General features: G+C 32.2%; 21 protein-coding genes. 3 read left to right on the top strand and 18 right to left on the bottom strand.

Going from position 1 to position 18,682, the window contains the following annotated elements; all coding sequences use genetic code 11:
- Nucleotides 1-7 precede the first annotated feature (7 nt).
- From tyrS to IY230_RS05025, 9 genes are all read right to left on the bottom strand, one after another.
- Entirely contained in the window at nucleotides 8-1,240 is a 1,233-nt protein-coding gene (gene tyrS / locus IY230_RS05065; RefSeq protein ID WP_196370351.1) for a tyrosine--tRNA ligase, read from the bottom strand.
- 254 nt (nucleotides 1,241-1,494) lie between these two features.
- Complete coding sequence (locus IY230_RS05060) at nucleotides 1,495-2,487, bottom strand: LacI family DNA-binding transcriptional regulator (protein WP_069580592.1); 993 nt, start codon at nucleotides 2,485-2,487, stop codon at nucleotides 1,495-1,497.
- Nucleotides 2,488-2,658: 171 nt separating this feature from the next.
- Nucleotides 2,659-3,021, bottom strand: coding sequence for a 50S ribosomal protein L19 (gene rplS, locus IY230_RS05055; protein ID WP_196370349.1), 363 nt, complete (start codon nucleotides 3,019-3,021; stop codon nucleotides 2,659-2,661).
- A gap of 84 nt (nucleotides 3,022-3,105) precedes the next feature.
- A complete protein-coding gene (gene trmD / locus IY230_RS05050; protein ID WP_069580593.1) occupies nucleotides 3,106-3,837 on the bottom strand; it encodes a tRNA (guanosine(37)-N1)-methyltransferase TrmD in 732 nt (243 codons plus the stop codon).
- Complete coding sequence (gene rimM, locus IY230_RS05045) at nucleotides 3,834-4,313, bottom strand: ribosome maturation factor RimM (protein WP_196370347.1); 480 nt, start codon at nucleotides 4,311-4,313, stop codon at nucleotides 3,834-3,836. The genes trmD and rimM overlap by 4 nt, the downstream gene beginning before the upstream one ends.
- Nucleotides 4,314-4,316: 3 nt before the next feature.
- Nucleotides 4,317-4,565, bottom strand: coding sequence for a KH domain-containing protein (locus tag IY230_RS05040; RefSeq protein WP_064211941.1), 249 nt, complete (start codon nucleotides 4,563-4,565; stop codon nucleotides 4,317-4,319).
- A gap of 21 nt (nucleotides 4,566-4,586) precedes the next feature.
- Nucleotides 4,587-4,829, bottom strand: coding sequence for a 30S ribosomal protein S16 (rpsP, locus tag IY230_RS05035; RefSeq protein WP_196370345.1), 243 nt, complete (start codon nucleotides 4,827-4,829; stop codon nucleotides 4,587-4,589).
- Between the two features lie 84 nt (nucleotides 4,830-4,913).
- A complete protein-coding gene (locus IY230_RS05030; RefSeq protein WP_196370343.1) occupies nucleotides 4,914-5,144 on the bottom strand; it encodes a hypothetical protein in 231 nt (76 codons plus the stop codon).
- Nucleotides 5,145-5,148: 4 nt separating this feature from the next.
- Nucleotides 5,149-5,844: a pseudouridine synthase gene (locus IY230_RS05025; RefSeq protein ID WP_196370341.1), complete on the bottom strand. Its 696-nt coding sequence runs from the start codon at nucleotides 5,842-5,844 to the stop codon at nucleotides 5,149-5,151.
- A 43-nt stretch (nucleotides 5,845-5,887) separates the two neighbouring features.
- On the opposite strand from IY230_RS05025, the gene def reads away from it, so the two are divergent.
- Nucleotides 5,888-6,475, top strand: a complete 588-nt coding sequence (gene def, locus IY230_RS05020; RefSeq protein WP_230852605.1) for a peptide deformylase — start codon at nucleotides 5,888-5,890, stop codon at nucleotides 6,473-6,475.
- Between the two features lie 62 nt (nucleotides 6,476-6,537).
- Here def and IY230_RS05015 read toward each other — a convergent pair whose 3' ends face one another.
- The 4 genes from IY230_RS05015 to thiI are packed head-to-tail and all read right to left on the bottom strand — an operon-like array spanning nucleotide 6,538 to nucleotide 11,256.
- Nucleotides 6,538-8,397 carry a beta-N-acetylhexosaminidase gene (locus tag IY230_RS05015; protein ID WP_196370339.1) on the bottom strand — a complete coding sequence of 620 codons (1,860 nt, stop codon included), beginning with the start codon at nucleotides 8,395-8,397 and terminating at the stop codon, nucleotides 6,538-6,540.
- Between the two features lie 14 nt (nucleotides 8,398-8,411).
- The gene (locus IY230_RS05010; protein WP_196370337.1) at nucleotides 8,412-9,308 is read right to left on the bottom strand and encodes a hypothetical protein; all 897 of its coding nucleotides are present in this window, start codon (nucleotides 9,306-9,308) and stop codon (nucleotides 8,412-8,414) included.
- Nucleotides 9,305-10,009 (bottom strand): TrmH family RNA methyltransferase, encoded by a 705-nt coding sequence (locus IY230_RS05005; protein ID WP_196370335.1) that lies wholly within the window; start codon nucleotides 10,007-10,009, stop codon nucleotides 9,305-9,307. The genes IY230_RS05010 and IY230_RS05005 overlap by 4 nt, the downstream gene beginning before the upstream one ends.
- An 8-nt stretch (nucleotides 10,010-10,017) precedes the next feature.
- Nucleotides 10,018-11,256, bottom strand: coding sequence for a tRNA uracil 4-sulfurtransferase ThiI (thiI, locus tag IY230_RS05000; protein WP_230852604.1), 1,239 nt, complete (start codon nucleotides 11,254-11,256; stop codon nucleotides 10,018-10,020).
- Between the two features lie 128 nt (nucleotides 11,257-11,384).
- Here thiI and IY230_RS04995 point away from each other — a divergent pair, with 128 nt between their 5' ends.
- Complete coding sequence (locus tag IY230_RS04995) at nucleotides 11,385-11,849, top strand: GAF domain-containing protein (RefSeq protein WP_012243129.1); 465 nt, start codon at nucleotides 11,385-11,387, stop codon at nucleotides 11,847-11,849.
- A 164-nt stretch (nucleotides 11,850-12,013) separates the two neighbouring features.
- Nucleotides 12,014-12,610, top strand: coding sequence for a 30S ribosomal protein S4 (rpsD, locus tag IY230_RS04990; RefSeq protein WP_012243130.1), 597 nt, complete (start codon nucleotides 12,014-12,016; stop codon nucleotides 12,608-12,610).
- 55 nt (nucleotides 12,611-12,665) lie between these two features.
- Here the strand turns inward: rpsD and IY230_RS04985 are convergent, their stop codons facing one another.
- From IY230_RS04985 to IY230_RS04965, 5 genes are all read right to left on the bottom strand, one after another.
- Nucleotides 12,666-13,358, bottom strand: a complete 693-nt coding sequence (locus IY230_RS04985; RefSeq protein WP_196370333.1) for a PIG-L deacetylase family protein — start codon at nucleotides 13,356-13,358, stop codon at nucleotides 12,666-12,668.
- Nucleotides 13,359-14,336, bottom strand: a complete 978-nt coding sequence (locus tag IY230_RS04980; protein WP_196370331.1) for a GNAT family N-acetyltransferase — start codon at nucleotides 14,334-14,336, stop codon at nucleotides 13,359-13,361.
- Between the two features lie 135 nt (nucleotides 14,337-14,471).
- A complete protein-coding gene (locus tag IY230_RS04975) occupies nucleotides 14,472-16,763 on the bottom strand; it encodes an InlB B-repeat-containing protein (RefSeq protein ID WP_196370329.1) in 2,292 nt (763 codons plus the stop codon).
- Between the two features lie 287 nt (nucleotides 16,764-17,050).
- Nucleotides 17,051-17,695 (bottom strand): protein disulfide oxidoreductase, encoded by a 645-nt coding sequence (pdo, locus tag IY230_RS04970; RefSeq protein ID WP_196370327.1) that lies wholly within the window; start codon nucleotides 17,693-17,695, stop codon nucleotides 17,051-17,053.
- Nucleotides 17,696-17,699: 4 nt separating this feature from the next.
- Nucleotides 17,700-18,668 (bottom strand): NAD(P)/FAD-dependent oxidoreductase, encoded by a 969-nt coding sequence (locus tag IY230_RS04965; protein WP_196370325.1) that lies wholly within the window; start codon nucleotides 18,666-18,668, stop codon nucleotides 17,700-17,702.
- Nucleotides 18,669-18,682: the final 14 nt, after the last annotated feature.

Below are 18,682 nucleotides of genomic sequence, written 5' to 3'. Positions count from 1 at the left end.
GCTATATTTAAAATACGATGAGTGCGTATTTTTTCTTTCCTCTTCTAATGATTGCATAAGAATCAAATGCTTTTGATGTTTCTACTACATTATACATGGAATCTGTTATCTTTTCACCTTGGATACTAATTGCTCCATTTGAAATAAATTCTCTTGCTTCTCTATTAGAGGATGCAAGTCCTGATTTTACAACAAGTTCAATTAAGTTTTCACCATTAAAATGCACCACATTAATAACACTTTCTAGTGTTTTATAAGCTGATTTTGTTAAACCATCAAACTCGCCACTAAATAATGCATCTGTTACTTGAAGTGCAGTTTCTAACTCTTCTTTACCATGTACTAATTCTACAACCGCTTTAGCTAGTACTTTTTGAGCATGACGTAGTTCTGGTTTTTCACGGTGTGTTTCTAAAATAGTTTCAATTTCATCTTGTTCAATTAAAGTAAGAAGTTTTAAGAATTGTTCAATATCCGTATCACTACTATTTAAAAAGTATTGGTATAATTCATAAGGTGATGTGAGTTCTTTATCTAGCCATAACGCACCAGATTCTGATTTACCAAATTTTGTACCATCAGCTTTTAATAACAGTGGGCTAGATAAACCAACTGCATCATTTTTACCTAATACACGGCGAATCAGTTCTAATCCAGATGTTAAGTTACCCCATTGGTCTGATCCACCAAATTGAATTTTAACATCACGGTTTTGGTATAGATTTAGCCAGTCAATAGACTGTAAAATCATATAAGAAAACTCTGTATAAGAAATACCTGATTCTAATCTTTTTTGAACAGTATCTTTATGTAACATATAAGATACACTAAAATGTTTGCCATAATCTCTTAAAAAACTAATCAAATTAATTTTAGATAACCATTCGTAGTTATTTACAAACTCTACATTACCTTTAATAAGTCCTCTAATTTGATTTTCAATTTTCTTAGCATTTTCAAGTGATTTTTCAAGTGTTAATAAAGAACGTTCACTTGTTTCTCTTGGATCTCCAATTAAACCTGTACCACCACCAATTAATACAACCGGTGTATGTCCATGTTTTTGTAGATACAACATACGTACAATTTGAACTAAGTGCCCTACTGTTAAAGATTCACCTGTTGGGTCATAACCCACATAAAATTTAATTTTTTGTTCATTTAATAATTGTTTAGCAAGTTCAAGATCACTTACATCTTTGACCATGCCTCTATATTCTAGTTGTTTAAATAAGTCCATTTTATTCACTATCCTTCTTTATACTTTCATATCTTATCATAATTTGTTAAAAAAATAAGTCCCTAGGTTGAAAAATCAACCTAAGGACGCATTAAATCGTGGTACCACCTTAGTTCACATTGCTGTGCACTCATTATTATAAGTAATCTCATTAGTTGTAATTCATTTATATCATTAACTTCTAGTCTTCCACCATGTACTAGATCTCTTTTTGTAAGTTGATATATACTACTTTAGTCTAAATCATCGATTGATTAAATTGATTCTCTGTTAATAATTCTGTGAGGTAGGATGATTCTTGTGTTTTCAACATCATGAGATTGCATTAACTTGGTTAATAATCTCATAGATACAGCACCAATATCATAGACTGGAATATCAATAGATGTTAGTTCAGGTCTTGATAATGCTGCATACTTCGTATTTTGGAATCCAGCAATCTTTAAGTTCTCTGGTACTTTTTTACCGTTATTGATTGCTGTATTTAAAAACGATACTGCAATAGAGTCTCTAACTGCGATTGCGCCATCTACATTAATATCTGCAAAGAATGTTTCAAAGTGAGGTTTATTAATGGATGTATCTCCACTGGTTCTAAAAATCATTGGTTCAAGTTTAGCTTCAACCATAGCTTTAGTATAACCTTCTTCTTTTTTATCATTTACGCTATATCTTCTAGCTGTTGATAGTAAGTAAATATCCTTACAGCCTTTTTCAATGAGTTTCTTAGTAATTTCATAACCTGCTTTAACATAGTCAATAGAAACTGTAGGTACAATTGGATCTGATGTTGCAACATTAGCAAACACATAAGGAATTTTGTTTTCATTAAACATACGTTTGATTAATTCAACGTCTTTATCGCTTAGTTCATCATTTAAATAAAGAATACCATCCACTTGTTCTGCAACAATATTTTGTAAGGTATCTAATACATCAGCCTCATCATGCATTGTAAAAAGTTTAATAGAATATTTATACTTTTCAGCAATATCAGCAATACCACCTAACATTTCAGAAACAGATGCTCTAGTAATATCTGAAATGACAACACCGACAGTTGTTGTTTTTCTACTTGCTAGACCTCTAGCGATAACGTTTGGTCTATAACCTAACTCTTTAATTACTTTTAAAACACGTAAACGCGTTTCTTCTTTAACCTTCTCTGGTGAATTTAAAACTCTGGAAACTGTTGCTAATGAAACACCTGCAGCCCCAGCAACGTCATAAATTGTTGCATTACTCATAGATATCACTCCTTTAATACTAGAAATTATATCATAAATTGTAAGCACTTACAATATGTAATGTAACAAAATGTAAAAACTTTCATAAACCGAACATATTATACATAAAATTTGTATTTATAAAAAGAAAAGCACTCAAGTATTAGACTTGAGTGCTTTACAATAAACAAATTACTTTTGTTTTCTTTCTTTAATACGTGAAGCTTTTTTACTTAAAGTACGGATGTAATTTAATTTAGCTCTACGTACGACACCGTAACGAATGACTTCAATACGGTCTACTGCAGGTGCATGTATTGGGAATGTTCTTTCAACACCAATACCGCTTGATAATTTACGTACTGTAAATGTTTCACCAATGCCAGCGCCTTGACGTTTAATTACTAAACCTTCAAATAACTGGATTCTTTCTTTCGCGCCTTCTTTAATTTTAACGTAAACACCAACAGTGTCTCCTGCATTAAAACTTGGACGTTCAATTAAGTGCTTTTTTGTGATTTCAGCGATTAACGCTTGACCTTTTAGTTTTGCCATATAACGATTCTCCTTATTCTACGTCTGTTCTTGAGTAGATAAAACTCAGCGGACCAGCGTGCTTTTTAAATTATACATGAAACCCTATTGGGATTCAAGATTTTTTTTTATTTTACTTAATATCTTACTTTCTTCCTTAGTAAGATCTCTATTCACTAATAAATCAGGTCTTTTGAGATATGTTTTCTCTAAACTCTTCTCTAAGCGCCATAATCTAATATGTTCATGATGTCCAGACTTTAATATATCCGGTACGCTCATGCCTAAATATTCATCAGGTTTAGTATATTGTGGGTATTTAAGTAACCCTTGTTGATGGGTATCTTCCATATAAGATGCTTCATTAATCACACCAGGAATCAACCTTGTAATACTGTCTGTAATGACCATTGCAGGTATCTCACCGCCAGTTAATACATAATCACCAATACTTATTTCTTCATCGATTAAGTTTTGAATACGATCATCAATACCTTCATAATGCCCACAAATTAAAATCAAGTGTTTAATTTCATCACGCCACTTGGTTGCTACTTGTTGATTGAAGACATTCCCTTGTGGTGATAATAAAACTGTATACGTATCTTTAGTTTTTAATTTATTAATAAGTTTATGAAAAGGTGGATAGATCATTAACATACCCGCACCACCACCATAAGGTGTGTCATCAATTTTTCCACCTTTTAAATCGGTATACAATCTTAAGTCATGGATATTAATTTCCACACGCTTATCTTCGATTGCATGCTTGATTTTAGATGTTGTTAAAAATTGATCAAAGAAGTTTGGGAAGATTGTAATAATATCAATAATCATATTAAACCTTCTATCGTTTCAATGTGAATAGATGTTTCATCAACTAACTTAATGAATTTATCTATAAACGGTATAAGCACTGTTTTACCGTTATCATCTCTAAGAATTCTTAGGAGATAACCTTGTGGTACATCAACCAATTCTAAGACTGTTCCAATCAAATAATTATGTTGGTCATATACTTTAAGACCAATTAATTTGGGCAGATGAAATGCATTTGATTCTAAATCAAGAGGCTCTTCATCCGTATATATTTCTTGTTGTTTTAAGTGTTCCACGTCAGTTAAAGTTGGGTAGCCTACAAATGAGACTAATAATAAATCCTTTTGCTCTCTAACAGTTTGAATTTTATATTTCGTGTCTTTAATGATAACATCAAAATCTTTTACAAAACGATCAAAATCTGTATGGGGTTTAATTTTAACTTCACCCTTGATGCCGTGGGTTTGCACCACTTTACCAATAGAATACAACATTGATTAATACGTATCGATGTCTAAATGGACACGTTTACCAACTTTAGATGCACCTGCATAAACGATGGTACGGATTGCTGTTGCAATCTTTCCACCCTTACCAATTACACGACCTAAATCTTGTTCATTTACAAGTAGTTGTATATGAACGATTTGATCATCTTCTGATAATACTTTTACAGAAACATCATCTGGGGAAACCACTAATGGCGTAACTATTTGTTTGATTAATTTAGCAAAATCTACTGCCATATGTTTGACCCCCTTTTATAATTATTTGTTTAAAACATTAAACTTTTTGAATAAACTCTTTACTGTATCTGTAGGTTGTGCACCGTTACTCATCCAAGCTTGAACTTTTTCGCTATCAACTGCTACAGCACCTTTAATTGGTTCATATGTTCCAACTATTTCTAAGAATTTTCCATCTCTTGGTGCTTTTGCATCAGCTGCTACAATTCTGTAGAATGGACGTTTGTGATTACCAAAACGTTGTAAACGTAATTTAACTGCCATATTATTTTCTCCTTATATCTAAATTTAATTCCATACTATTTTAACACAATAATAACATCTGTCAAGTAGTTTTGGTTGACAATGTTATATATTGGCATTTTCATCATAAAATAGTGAAGGAGATACCCCCATAAAGCCTTTAACATTCTTTAAATGATTGACTAAAAGTTTTTCACCCTTAGCTTCATCAAGGTATACAATAGCGTAATTAAATTTTTTAGAGATGTAAGTTAGATTCACATCCATCTTACTTAATCTTTTAGGTACTTCTTTACCTTTAAAGTCGACTATATATGCACATCTTTTTATTTCCATAGTATTACCTTCCAAATATATCATTTTTTTCGATTTCTTTATATGTTCCCGGTTCTAGATCAAGCTTCAGATCAGCAATTTGAATTCTTTTCAAATTAGTAACTAGAAAACCAACTTCTAAAAACATCTTTTTAACTTGATGAAATTTACCTTCATCAATAGTTATATATGCAACATCTTCCTTATAATTTAAATCAAGTGCTGTACCGATATAAGGTATGCTATCTTCACCCATAATTTCAACACCTTGAAGTAGTTTTAACTTGGATGCTTCATTAAAGTTCTTATCTAGTTTAGCTTCATATATTTTCCTGATTTTTTTCTTAGGGTGTGTGATTTGGTGAACCAAATCACCACTTGTTGTAAGAATCATTAATCCTTCAGAATCATAATCTAGTCTACCTGCAATCTTTAAATCATATTGATTATAAGGTGCACCGATCAGTTCAAATAATGAAGGGTATATTTCCGCTTTATGACTTGATAAATAGCCTGTAGGTTTATAAAAGGAAAGTATGACATTTTCTTTATAAATGACTTCAGTGCCATTAACGAATATTTTATCATAATTTGGGTCAATTTTAACATCGGATGATTTAACGGTTAAATTACCTACTTTAACAAGCCCGTTTTTAACCATTAATTTAATTTCTTTTCTACTCCCATAATTTAAGTTAGAGAGGAATTTGTCTAGTCTCATCATAATCTCCTTATGATATAATATGTCTTAGAGGTGAATACATATGATTAAAATGAACCATATCATTAGGGAAGGACACCCTAGTTTAACTACCCCATCAAAACCCGTCCTATTACCATTATCTCAAAAAGATATAGATTTAGGTAAATCTCTAATAGAATATGTGAAAAATAGTCAAGATGATGCAATGGTTAAAAAACATCGCCTTCGCCCATCTGTTGGACTAGCAGCACCACAAATTAATGAATTAAAAAGAATGTTTGCGATGCATGTAGAAGATATGGACGGTACACTTTATTCTTACGTCATGATCAATCCTGAAATTATTGGTCACACTCACGAGGAAACCTACCTACCTGGTGGAGAAGGATGTCTTTCAGTAGACCGTGCAACAAGTGGTTTAACACCAAGATACTACGGTATTATGGTTAGAGGTTATCATCTTGATTTTGAAAGCTTAACAGCAAAACCAATTGAGTTAACCTTAGAAGGTTATCCTGCAATTGTCTTCCAACACGAATACGATCATTTAGATGGTATTATGTTTACATCTAAATTATATCCTAACCTACCAAATGCTTTTCCATTATTTGAAACATCTGATGATGAATCAGAACCGATTGCTGAATAAACTTAAGGCTTAGAACTCATATGTTGGGTTCTAAGCCTTTTTATTTTATCAGTCGTTTCTAATTAAACTGTAACACCAACAGAGACAACTGGTTTATATCTAAACTCTGCAATGTTATGTGATTTTTGTACCACATCTTTATGACCATAGTAATCAAGTACTTCAACTTCAAGTTCTTCAATACGTGTTATTTGACCATTTAGATATTGGTTTAATTTAAGTATTGCTGTATCTATTCTTTGTAAAATACCACCAATTCTTAAATCTTGAATTTCATAACCAAATGCTTTATTTTCTAAATACCATTGTTTCATAAAGGATTCTTTAAACGCTACAATAAGTTTTTTGGTTTGTTTTAAATCGCGTAAGGATTTTAATAAACCATCTTTATCTTTTCGTTGATATGCACTTCTAAGTTCAACACCTAGTAATACTTTTTTCTTTAATACTTTTAGTAGGGCAAATTGGGTTTCAAATATATATCTATATTCACCATAGTTATCCATTTGTTTTTTCATCTTATTAATATGTTTTGTATAGATTTTTGGATAGTGTGCTTCTGTAGATGAATCTAGTAGTCCTAGTAAAATATCATTATACAAGAAGTGCTTGTTCGCTGTTGATTTATGTGCTAAGTTATTGGTTAGTTGGTTCGCACTATCAATTAGCATGAAGGCATCAAAATCAACTTTAGTAACCACTTTAAATGTATGTTTAAATGCATCATCTATCTCTTGGTGTCCATATTTTAATACACCGTTATAAGCTAGTGATGGCAGGATAGAAAACGGTGATGCTTCTGCTCCATTATCGCCCCACGAGGTGATAATAACATTATCTACACCCTTATTTGCACAAGCAATCATACTTGCTTTATTTGCTGCTAAACTAAAACGGTTATCCGGTGTGAATCCAATCCACTTCCATGCGCCACCTGCAAAATAAATTGGGTTGTTAAATGCTTGGTGTTTTTCAATCATTTTTTCATAATGATCTACATCCGTATGATAATAGTCCCAATAAACTAAACTAACTTCTTTAGGTACTTGATCAATGGTTGATTGAGGAATTTGTTTTTCCTTGTTGTAGTAATCTCCCCAACCTTGAGCAAAAAACATATCTGACCACATCATAGGTTCTAGTCCGTATTTTTTACAGATATCTAGTACTCTTGATAAATGTTTTACCATGATTTCAAATCTATTTTGATAACCATTTTTATCTAGATATTTACCACGACCTAACATGTAAGCCTCATCCATACCAATGTTGATCTTTTTAGATTTAAAGGTCGTTGCAACTGTTTGAATCATCTTTTCGATGAACTCATAGGTTTTTTCTTCACCTACTAATAAAATATCTAAGGTATCAAATAAATGACCATATTGACGATATCTTGTAATGGCATTTAAATGAGCTAGTGTTTGGATACAAGGTACTAACTCCATACCTAACTCTTCAGCAAACTCTTCAATTTCTTGAAGTTCTACTTTGGTATACGCACCACGCATATAGCCAAAGAAAGGTTCGCCTTCCATTTCAAATGTATCTTCTGTATAAAGTTGTAGTGCATCATAACCAAAGATGACTAAGTTTAATAAATAATCTTTCACTGTGTCAGTGGTTGCAACTGCATTTCTTGATGCATCTAACATGAACGTTAAGTTCTTGATCTTTTTCGGATAATCTATTTTAAATGTTGCTTTATCTTCGTTTTCTTTAAATACTCTTAAAGCTACATAAAGTTCATTGTGTGAGCTGATTTGAATATTTAAGTGTGTTGATGTTTTTTCTAAACTTAAGTGTGGTGCTAAAACCACATGTACCACAAGTCCATTATCACCAAGCTCTATACCTAATTTTTCTGCTACAAGACTAAATCCATTTTGGTATTTTAAATCTAATTTTTTGATATTTAACATGTTTATTCCCTTCCTTATCCTAGTGCTATTTTTTTATTTAAAAACATGAGTGAGAGTACTGCCATTTGAACAACTAAAACCCTATATGTGTCTGTTGATGTGTAACGTTCTATGAAATCATTATAGATCTTTAATTCATGTTTAGTCTTTTTAGATACAAGTTTTGAGAACCAACCTTGTTCTTTAGTAGTGCCTAGGAGTTCTACTAAACTTGAATCTAAAACGATGTAACCTTCAAATGATTTTTTAATAAATCTTTTAGCAATCTGAGCAACCGGTATATGTTCACCACTACCAATCACACGACCTGCTCCAGTTTTATCGATATCTTCCATGATGAGCATACCAATATAATCTCTTAAGATACGGTATGCTGTGACTTCTGCTTCATTTATCTTATAAAGGTAAGTGTAATCAAATATAATTTCAACATGTTTGTTTCTAAGCGCATCCAAAATGTATCTGTACATTTTAGGTGTGTGTTTATCACTAAACTTAATGAACACTTTGAGTTTATGTTTTCTAATGATTTTAATGTGTTCAGTAACCACTTCAACGATTTGTTTATAGTCATTTATGGTTTCATCAAATACTGGAATGGTATATACATAGTATGAAGCATTAAACTTTTTAACACGTGTGACAGTTTCTTCTAGTAACTGATTATAAGGATCCAATCCATCCATTTGATCCATATGAAAAGATGGTAAGAGTGGATCTACTGCTAAAACACGTATCTTTTCAAATTGAGGGTATATTAAATCTAGCTCATCTAAAGTCATCTCATAAATTGCTTTACCATCTATACGTCTTAACATATAGTGAGATAAATTTAGTTTATTAAACAAGTCTATCTGAGTTTCTAAACTAGCTTGTTTATAATCTAGGAATGTGGATAGAATAGCTTTCATCTCTTCTTACTCCATTCATACATAAGTATGGAACCTGCAACTGTGACATTTAAACTTTCAACATGATGTGTTTCAATATTTAATCTACCATCTAAAAGTTCAATGGTCTTACTTCTTAAGCCTTGACCTTCATTACCTAATACTAAAATAAATGGGTTTTCTTTATCTGGTTCTAACTCTGATTTATGTGCATCTGCACCAAATATTTGAAAGCCTTCTTGTTTTTTTAACGTGAGGAATTCATGAATATCCAGTCTTTCAATATATAAGTCAAAAAGTGCACCACCAGATGCACGAATTGTTTTGTCATTATATAAGTCTGCAGTGTGATTTGAAAACACCACATGCATAAAATTAAACGCGAGTGCACTTCTTAAAATAGCACCGACATTATCCGGATTTTGAACATCATCTAAGACTAAGATTTGGTTTGAAACAATAGGTGTTGAAATCTTTTTGCATACTGCAAAAACATCGTACGATGTTTCAGTCACTTTCAGTTCTTTCATGAGCCCTTCACTAATTAAGGTCCCATCAATATTTTGGTTTGTTGTAACAATTTCTTCTACAACACCTTTTTTGAGTGCTAAATCAACAAAGGTTTGGCCATAAACTATATATTGATCCATTTGATCTCTATATTTTTTAGTTTTAAGCTTCATCCAAGATTTAAATTTCTTATTGTCTTTAGATTCTATCATGTAATAAACTACTCCTGTGTATATGAACTTAATGCATCTTTCACATCAAAGCCGTGTAATGCGATTTCAAAATCAGTGGTAGGGGTAATAATCATTGTTTGAACATTCTTAAGTGCATCTTCTAAGAGTTCTTTAAACTCAAATCTAGATTCTTCTTTCAATGCTTGGTCAATGGTTGGTTTAGTAACCGGGTTTCTTGGTACATAAATTGAGCAGCAATCATTAAACGGTAAAATAGATATATCATATGTATCTATTTTTTTAGATAAGTTTATGATGTCATTTTTATCATACGTAATGACTGGTCTTAAAATAGGTATTGATGTAACATTCTCTATTACTTTAATACTACTTAAGGTTTGACTTGCTACCTGACCAACGGATTCACCATTAATTAAGGTATCTAAACCATGTTGATTAGCATAGCTTTCACCTAATCTGTAGAACATACGACGCATGATCGTAATAATATACGGATCTGCTACATAACTTAGTATCGCTTCATGTATTTTAGTAAACGGTACAAGATGTAGTTTAATCTTATTATATGGTGTATAGTATGCTAATTTTTTAGCGATTTCTATAACCTTTTGAACAGATTCTAATGGTGTAAGTGGTGTGGATTCAAAGTGGAATAACTCCACATCAATGCCTTGCTTCATCATAAGATGTGCAGCCACCGGAGAATCAATACCACCGGATAACATCACTAAACCTTTACCACCTAAACCTATTGGAAAACCACCGAGTGCAGGTATTTTACCCACATAGATATAAGTACCTTCGCTTCTAAGCTCAATATCTAAAACTGTTTCAGGGTTTTTCACTTCTACTTTTATTCCGTCAAATGATGGAAGTACGAGTGATGCCACTTTTTGTGAGATTTCTAAAGATTTTAGTGGATAGTTTTTATCCGTTCTCTTCGTCTCTATTTTAAATGTTGTAGGAAGCTTAACTTCCTTTTGAATCACTTCTTTTGCAAGCTGTGCAATAGATTCAATATCTTTTGTTGTTTTGTAGATGTAACTAAATGAGTGTATACCGGATACATATCCTAGTTGTTTAATCACTTCATCACTATCTACTTCATTAAAATGAACATATATACGATCATGTTGGAAAGTATACTCTACATTTACGTTTTTTAACTTACTTCTTATATTTTTTTTAATCTGGCCGATGAATTTAGGTTTGTTCTTACCTTTTAGTACTAAATCACCAAAGCGAATTAAAATTGCCTTTTCCATAATATCACCATGTATTATTATATCATCTAAAGTAGATAAATATTATGTCATAATTTGGATATTTGTTTCACTTAACATAAAAACTGATATAATATTTCATATTATAGACAAGAAGAGGTGTTTTAAAAATGGATTATAAAGTATTGTTAGAAAGTGCTGAAGGCTTACTTTCAACCGAACCAACAAATCTTTCAATTTTAAGTAATGCATCCGCATTCTTAAATGATGCTATCCCTGATTTAAATTGGGTTGGCTTTTATATGTATAAAAATGGTATTTTAACGCTTGGACCTTTCCAAGGTAAAGTTGCATGTAATTTAATCATGCCTGGTAAAGGGGTAGTAGGTACAAGTTATTCTAAAAATGAAGTTATTGTTGTTAAAAATGTGCATGAAATTGAAAATCATATCACTTGTGATCCAATCTCTATGTCGGAAACTGTCATCCCAATTAGACATAACGGTGCTATTTGGGCGATACTAGATTTAGATAGTCCGGTTGAAAATAGATTTGATAAAGATCTCGTCGACTTTTTACAACAATTCGGTCTATTAATTGAAAATTATATTGACTTTAGTAAGGGTTTAATATAAAATAAGTAAGCGGTCAAAAGCAGGCCAAAAATAGGTTTATAAATATCCCTTCATTATATGGATGCACTAAGTAATTTTCTTCTGCTAGAAAGTGAAAAGGAATTTGCGGATTATATAGATTTATGATGGTGTGTTTACCCAAAAATAAAAAGGAGGTAAATTCTATGTCACGTTTTACAGGATCAACTTGGAAAGTTTCTAGACGCTTAGGTTATTCAATATCTGAAACAGGTAAAGAATTAAAGAAAAGACCTTATGCACCTGGACAACACGGTCAAAGACGTTCCAAATTATCTAACTACGGCATTCAGTTACAAGAAAAACAAAAAGTACGTTTTGTTTATGGAGTAAGTGAAAAACAATTTAAGAAAACTTTCCTTGAATCTGCAAAGATGCAAGGTAAACAAGGTGAGAACTTCTTAAAACTTTTAGAATCTAGATTAGATAACGTTGTGTATCGTTTAGGTTTTACAAAGACTCGTGCTCAAGCTAGACAATTAGTGAACCATGGTCATATCTTAGTTGATGGAAAGAAAGTTGATATTCCATCATACAGATTAGCACCAGGACAAACAGTACAATTGAAAGAAAAGAGCAAGAACTTAACAATCGTTAAAGAAGCTTTAGAAGCTCAATTCGCACATGTTGACTATGTTGCATTAGATGCTAATGGTGTTGGAACATTCTCAAGACTACCAGAGAGAAACGAATTCTTATTCGATATTAATGAACAATTAATCGTTGAATTCTACAACAGATAATAGGTTTACAAAAATAAAGGACATTTTACTAAATGTCCTTTTTTCTTACTCTTATTTAAAATGACTGTTTGATAACCTTTTTAGTCAACTCTTCTACGTTGAATGCTTCTGCATATTGTGTTCTAGCTTCACAACCTCTTACAATCATTAATGCTTCATAGTATCTTTTATATTGGAATGACTTAGAGTGAATCGCAAACCAGTGAGTATCGATTGCTTTTTGCCATAACTTATAACCAGCCTCAGATACATTTACATATACATAAGGTTTAAAGTCAATTGGGTCTTCCCAGTTTTCTGCATAGTATGGTCCACTTGCATAGTGTGGTGGTAGGTCCGTTTCAAACCCTTTAATGCCTGCATAAAATTGCGCATCTTTTACAATATGATACGTAGCCTCATGATCTTTATGCATCGAATTTTTCCAGTGTGTAATCAAAACATCTGGCTTGTGTTCTCTAATCAGTTTTGCGACTTCAAATTTTACTTTATCATTGGTAAGTAGTTCACCATCACTATAAGGTAATACAACACTTATACCACCAAGCATGTCAGCAAAACTAACCGCTTCACTTTCTTTTTGCTTTCTATATTCTTTAACACTTAAGTGTGGTGGGTTTCCTTTTTCTCCACCAGTAAGTGCAACAATAACTATCTTATGTCCTTCTAAACTCATTGTTGCAAGTGTGCCACCACAGGTGAGTTCCATATCCCCTATGTGGCCACCAATTGCCATAATCGTTTTCATCTAAAAATCCACCTTTCTCATATCTATAAATGTTCTAACAATCTTAAAACCTTCTTTTTCATACATACGTCTAGCAGGATTGTTCTCACCTGTAAATAACGTCATATAAGATGCGCCTAAATTCTTTAAGCCCTTGACCAGTTTTGCGAATAAGGCTTTACCCAGGCCAAATCCCCTAAATTCAGAGTGTGTTCCTATACCTGCAAAATACCCTCTTTTATTAGGCTCAACAATTAATGGTCCTGTAAATCCAATCACTTTATGATTAAAGGTTGGCACTAACAAAGTATTATTTTCTTTCATCTTTTCAACATGTAGGGTAACCGTTTTTTTCCACACTGGGCTTCCTAAATCGTCTAATAATTCAGCTAATCCATGATCTTTTTTAACATCATAGTATGCAAACTTAACACGCTTTTCTTCTACACTTGAAATGACTTCACTTGTTTGACTGCTAAATTCATAGTTTCTAATATCCATATAGTATGCATTTTGGACAGCAAAATCTATATAGCTCTTAGATTTAAAGAACAGGTAAGCAATCGAGTTTTGATCAATACCTGGAGCATTTGGATGTATTGCATCTGTGTTAGGGACAATCCAACTAAACCCTACCGGATTAAAGAAAACTATTTCAATTTTCTTCATCATAAGATCTTGTTTGATTAAGGATTCTTCTAGTGTTTTTAATAACATAGAACCTATACCTTTTCTCATGTGTTTTTCATCAACGATGATCATTGAAATATAAGCTTTTTTAGTGTCTTTATCATAGGTACCACTAATATATCCGATAACATGATCATTTTCTACTGCAACAAAGGAATGAATATCATAGATTGAAGTGGAGCCAAGGAACTTCATTCTAAACTGATCGATGTTTAATTTTTCATATAAAAAGTCACTTCTATTTGTAGTTTTGTTAAATAGATTGAGTGCTTCACTTAAGTGTTTATCTTCCAACTTGGTAATATGCATGTGTATCTCCTTATGAAGTTATGTATTGATTGATTCCTATATTTATTTTATCATGTTATCTTAATAACGCTACATAAACAAAAAAACTATAACTAGCAAATCATTTATGGACTAGTTATAGTTTTTACTACCTCATCAATTTAAATATGTAGCAAGTGCGTCTTCGTAAGCAGGTCTGATCTTGTCCATCTCACCTCTAGCATCGCCATTAGCGATTGCAAGGTTTGCTGCGCCGTACCAGCCATTTGCTGCGAATTTTGAGATACCTAATGCACCTGTTAAATCTAATCTTGTTTTATCAAATATGCTTAGGTAAGCATTAATCGAAGCTTCATCATTGAATCTTTGTACCAATGTTGCGTAGAATTCATCTGATAGTTCAGTATCTGTCTTCCACATTTGAAGTTCATTCCATACTTGGAATGCTAATGCTTCCTTAGCAGGACTAAGTCCACCGGATAGGTTATAAACCTGCAATCCACTAATTGGAGAAACATAATCACCAGTGTATGTATCACTTGATGGATAAGGAACAAATCCTAAGTCAAATGATAAGTAATTCCATCTGTTTGCTGCATTTAAGAACCAGAAACTACCTGGATGTATAACAACTTTACCTGAATGCCATAATGGAGATCCAGAATCATAAGTACCTGAACCTTCAAATAGCCCTTTATTATATAGACCGTGTAAGAAACTATATGTTTCTAACGCTGGTGCTTGATGGAATGCAACACGTCCAGATAATACGTTTATTAATGAACCACCATTTAATGGAATCATATTTTCAGCATATACAGCACGTACACCACCTAGAACTTTATAGTCATCACCCAAACTTGGAAGCGCAGCTTTAGCAGCATCTGCCCATTGTTCAAATTTAGACCAAGTCCATTCACCATTATTGTATAATACAGCTGGATTTTCAATACCTAAGTCATTAACTAATTCGATATTGAAGTATAGACCAACATCCACAGTAGGTTTGTTTGCTGAGAATGCATAGAATTGACCCTTAAATGTTCCTAGTTGTTTAGCCTCTGTTGTAATGTTTGTACCGGTTGATGACAAATATTTGTCAACCGGAACAATTGCATTTGCGTTAGCTAATTGAGCAGTCCAGTCAGAATTTGTCCATAAGATATCTGCTAATGGAGCTCCCGCTACTGACGCTTTAATAATCTCATTAACACGGTCTGGTCCCCAAGCTGCCGCTGCAGGGAATCCTTTATAAACCACTTTAACATTTAGTCTTGATTCAACTTCTCTTTGTTTATTTTGTCTTTCTTGTTGATCTCTACCAGAGTAAGCCGCATCGAATGGGTCAACCTCATATGGCGCACCATGCATAATTACAATTTCTGTAATTTCATCACGCTTAAATTTGGCGTATAAGTGAATATCTTCAGTCAAAATCTCTTTCTCATTAAATACGATTACCAAATCTGAATCTATATACCATCCATCAAAACTGAAACCCTCTTTTATAGCTATAGGTAAATTTGTTAGCAAACTACCTTTCACTATCTGAACGTCTTCAATATTAAATCCTCCATTTGTTTCAAAGGATACAGTTAGTAGATCATTATAAACAGCTACAACAATACCATCACTAGTGATGTTTTTAGTCTGTCCCTTCCATTCCAAAAATAATTTTCCTTCATGATTATTTGGTGTTGGTGGTAAAGGTGCATCAGAGTTATGCTTCACAATTGCTTCTAATAAAATCGTGCCATCATAATCTATAAATGTAATCAAATGTTCAGTTATCTTGTACATAGTTGACACGTTGACATCATTTGCTGGCATACTATTTGGTATTTCAAGTGTCCATCGATCAAATGATTTTCCTTCGATAATTGGTATAGCCGGTATCATGTTTTTTGTAATCTCTTGATTATACGCTAATGTAATGCTTGATAATAATTGATTTTCGTGATAAAAATTAAGTTCATACTCTGCCAACAACCATTTTGCGAATAAAGTTATGTTTTTTGAAGGCATCCTTACTAAATCAAATCTATTTGTAAAGTTACTATCTAAATACCAACCTTGAAACACATGACCCTCTTTGTCTAATATTGGTAAATTAATTATAGCTTCAAAATCATAGACATTACTCTCTAATTCAGTGCCACCGTTTACTTCAAATGAAATAGTGTATTGATTTATTGCCCACTTAGCATAGAGTGTGGTATTTCTTGATATTTGGGTGGAATTGATCAACTCTTCATGGTAATCACTGTCTAGATACCATCCATCAAAACTGAAACCCTCTTTTATAGGTATAGGTAACTTATCAACATCTTCAAACAAGATTGGATTAATTGGCATTCCCCCATCAACCTCAAATCTGACTTTAGGTGCTAAATTCGAACATGAAGTCAAATAAAATACTGCGAAAAATATCCATATTACTTTCTTCATACATATCCCCTTAAAAATTAGTTCACTATATCCATATTATATCATAATTAATAAACAAAGAATTTCTATTGTAAAGTCGGTGATTATTTAAAATAAAAGATGGTTATTCAATTGAAAAATAACCATCCAGTATAAATACTGTCTTAATTTTAATTCTAAATTTAATCAATCTTCCACCTAGGGCATACTTTAAATCGAATGCATTACTATTTTACAAACTAAATATAACGGTATTGTCAAGTTTATTAAGATATTTTTGTCATATTTTAACAAACATTATAACTATATTATTTAATTTTTTCTATTTCGTTTAAGAATGCTTCAATTGGTTGATTACCTAAGAATTCATACTTATCGTTAATAATAATCTTTGGTACACTGCTTACATTATATTTCATGGATAAATCACTAAAAGTTTGAGCTTCATAAGCATCTGCTGTAATATTAGGATTTGTCATTGCTAGTCTAAATGCACTTGATACTGCACCAGGACAATGTGGACAACTTAATGTTACAAACACTTTAATGTTCACATCTTTGTCAATTTTGCTTAATCTTGCAAGTGTCTTTTCATCAAAGAATGGCTTAGTTGAAGCACTATCAATTAATGCTGAAATAAGTGAATTGATTTCATGACCTGCAGGTATACCATTGAATCTAAAGTTTCTAAAGTTATTGTTTTGATCTAGTATAACAAATGTAGGTGCTAAGGTTATATTATACTTTTCAGCTTCTACTTTATCGTCTTCTAGTGTTCTTTCAACAAAAGTAATCTTATCATTTAAAGCACTTACTTCTTCTAGTAATTGTAAAGTTGGTTCACATGATTCACAATCATGTGATGTAAATAAAATGACTTTGATTGGATTTTCCATCATTTTTAATACTTCTTTAATTTGTCCAGCTACATCTGGTGTTAATAAACTTTTCATTTTGTTATTCTCCTTTGAATTTTAAATATTGGTTTGCATGTATCGCTGCTTTTGCACCTTCTGCTGCAGCTATGATTATTTGTTTATGAGGTTGATCTACCATATCACCTGCTCCATAAAGCCCAGGTATATTAGTTTCTTGTTTACTATTTACGATGACTTCATGATAGTCATTAAGTTTCACGAAGTCTTTAATAAACTTCGTGTTTGGTTTCATACCAATTGCAACAAATAAGCCATCTGCTTTAAAGATTGAAGTTTTATTTGTCTTCTTATCTAATATCGTTAAACCATCTACTTGTTTCGTACCATGTACTTCTAGTATTTGAGTTTCTAGCATGTAATCGATCTTATCGTTTTTATACATGTTTTCAAGTAGTATTTTATCTGCTCTAAATCTAGATCTTTGAATGACTGTAACTTTTTTCGCCCATTTAGCTAAATCCAGTGCGGATTCTATTGCGGAGTTTCCTCCACCTGCAACAACAACGTGTTTGTTTTTATAAAATGGTGCATCACATATTGCACAATAAGATATACCTTTAGCATCAAATATATCCTCACCTGGAATGCCTAACTTTTTAGGTGTGCTTCCTGTTGAGAGTAAGACTGTTTTTGATTGAACCATCTCACCGTTGTTTAAATATATTTGAAATATATCATTATCTTTTGTTACTTTATCAACATAGACTTTATCTAAAACTGGGATTTTAAACTGTTTAACATGTGAGATAAACTTTTCTGTTAATCCACTACCGGTGTCATTTGGTAATCCTAAGTAGTTATCTACATCATTGGTATTTAGTAATTGACCACCAATATCATAAGTAATGATACCTGTTACCATACCAAGACGATGTGCATAAATGCTTGCATTTAATCCAGATGGACCACCACCAATAACGATAAAGTCATATATTAAGTTTGTGTTGAATGTGTTATGAAGTTGTGTATCTAAATTAAAGTTAAACATCTAAATTCTCCTTA

Source organism: Acholeplasma laidlawii (assembly GCF_015709225.1).
Classification (GTDB): Bacteria; Bacillota_I; Bacilli_A; order Acholeplasmatales; family Acholeplasmataceae; genus Acholeplasma; species Acholeplasma laidlawii_A.
The sequence above is the reverse complement of the archived record's forward strand: the minus strand, read 5'-3'. Positions and strand labels throughout refer to the sequence as shown.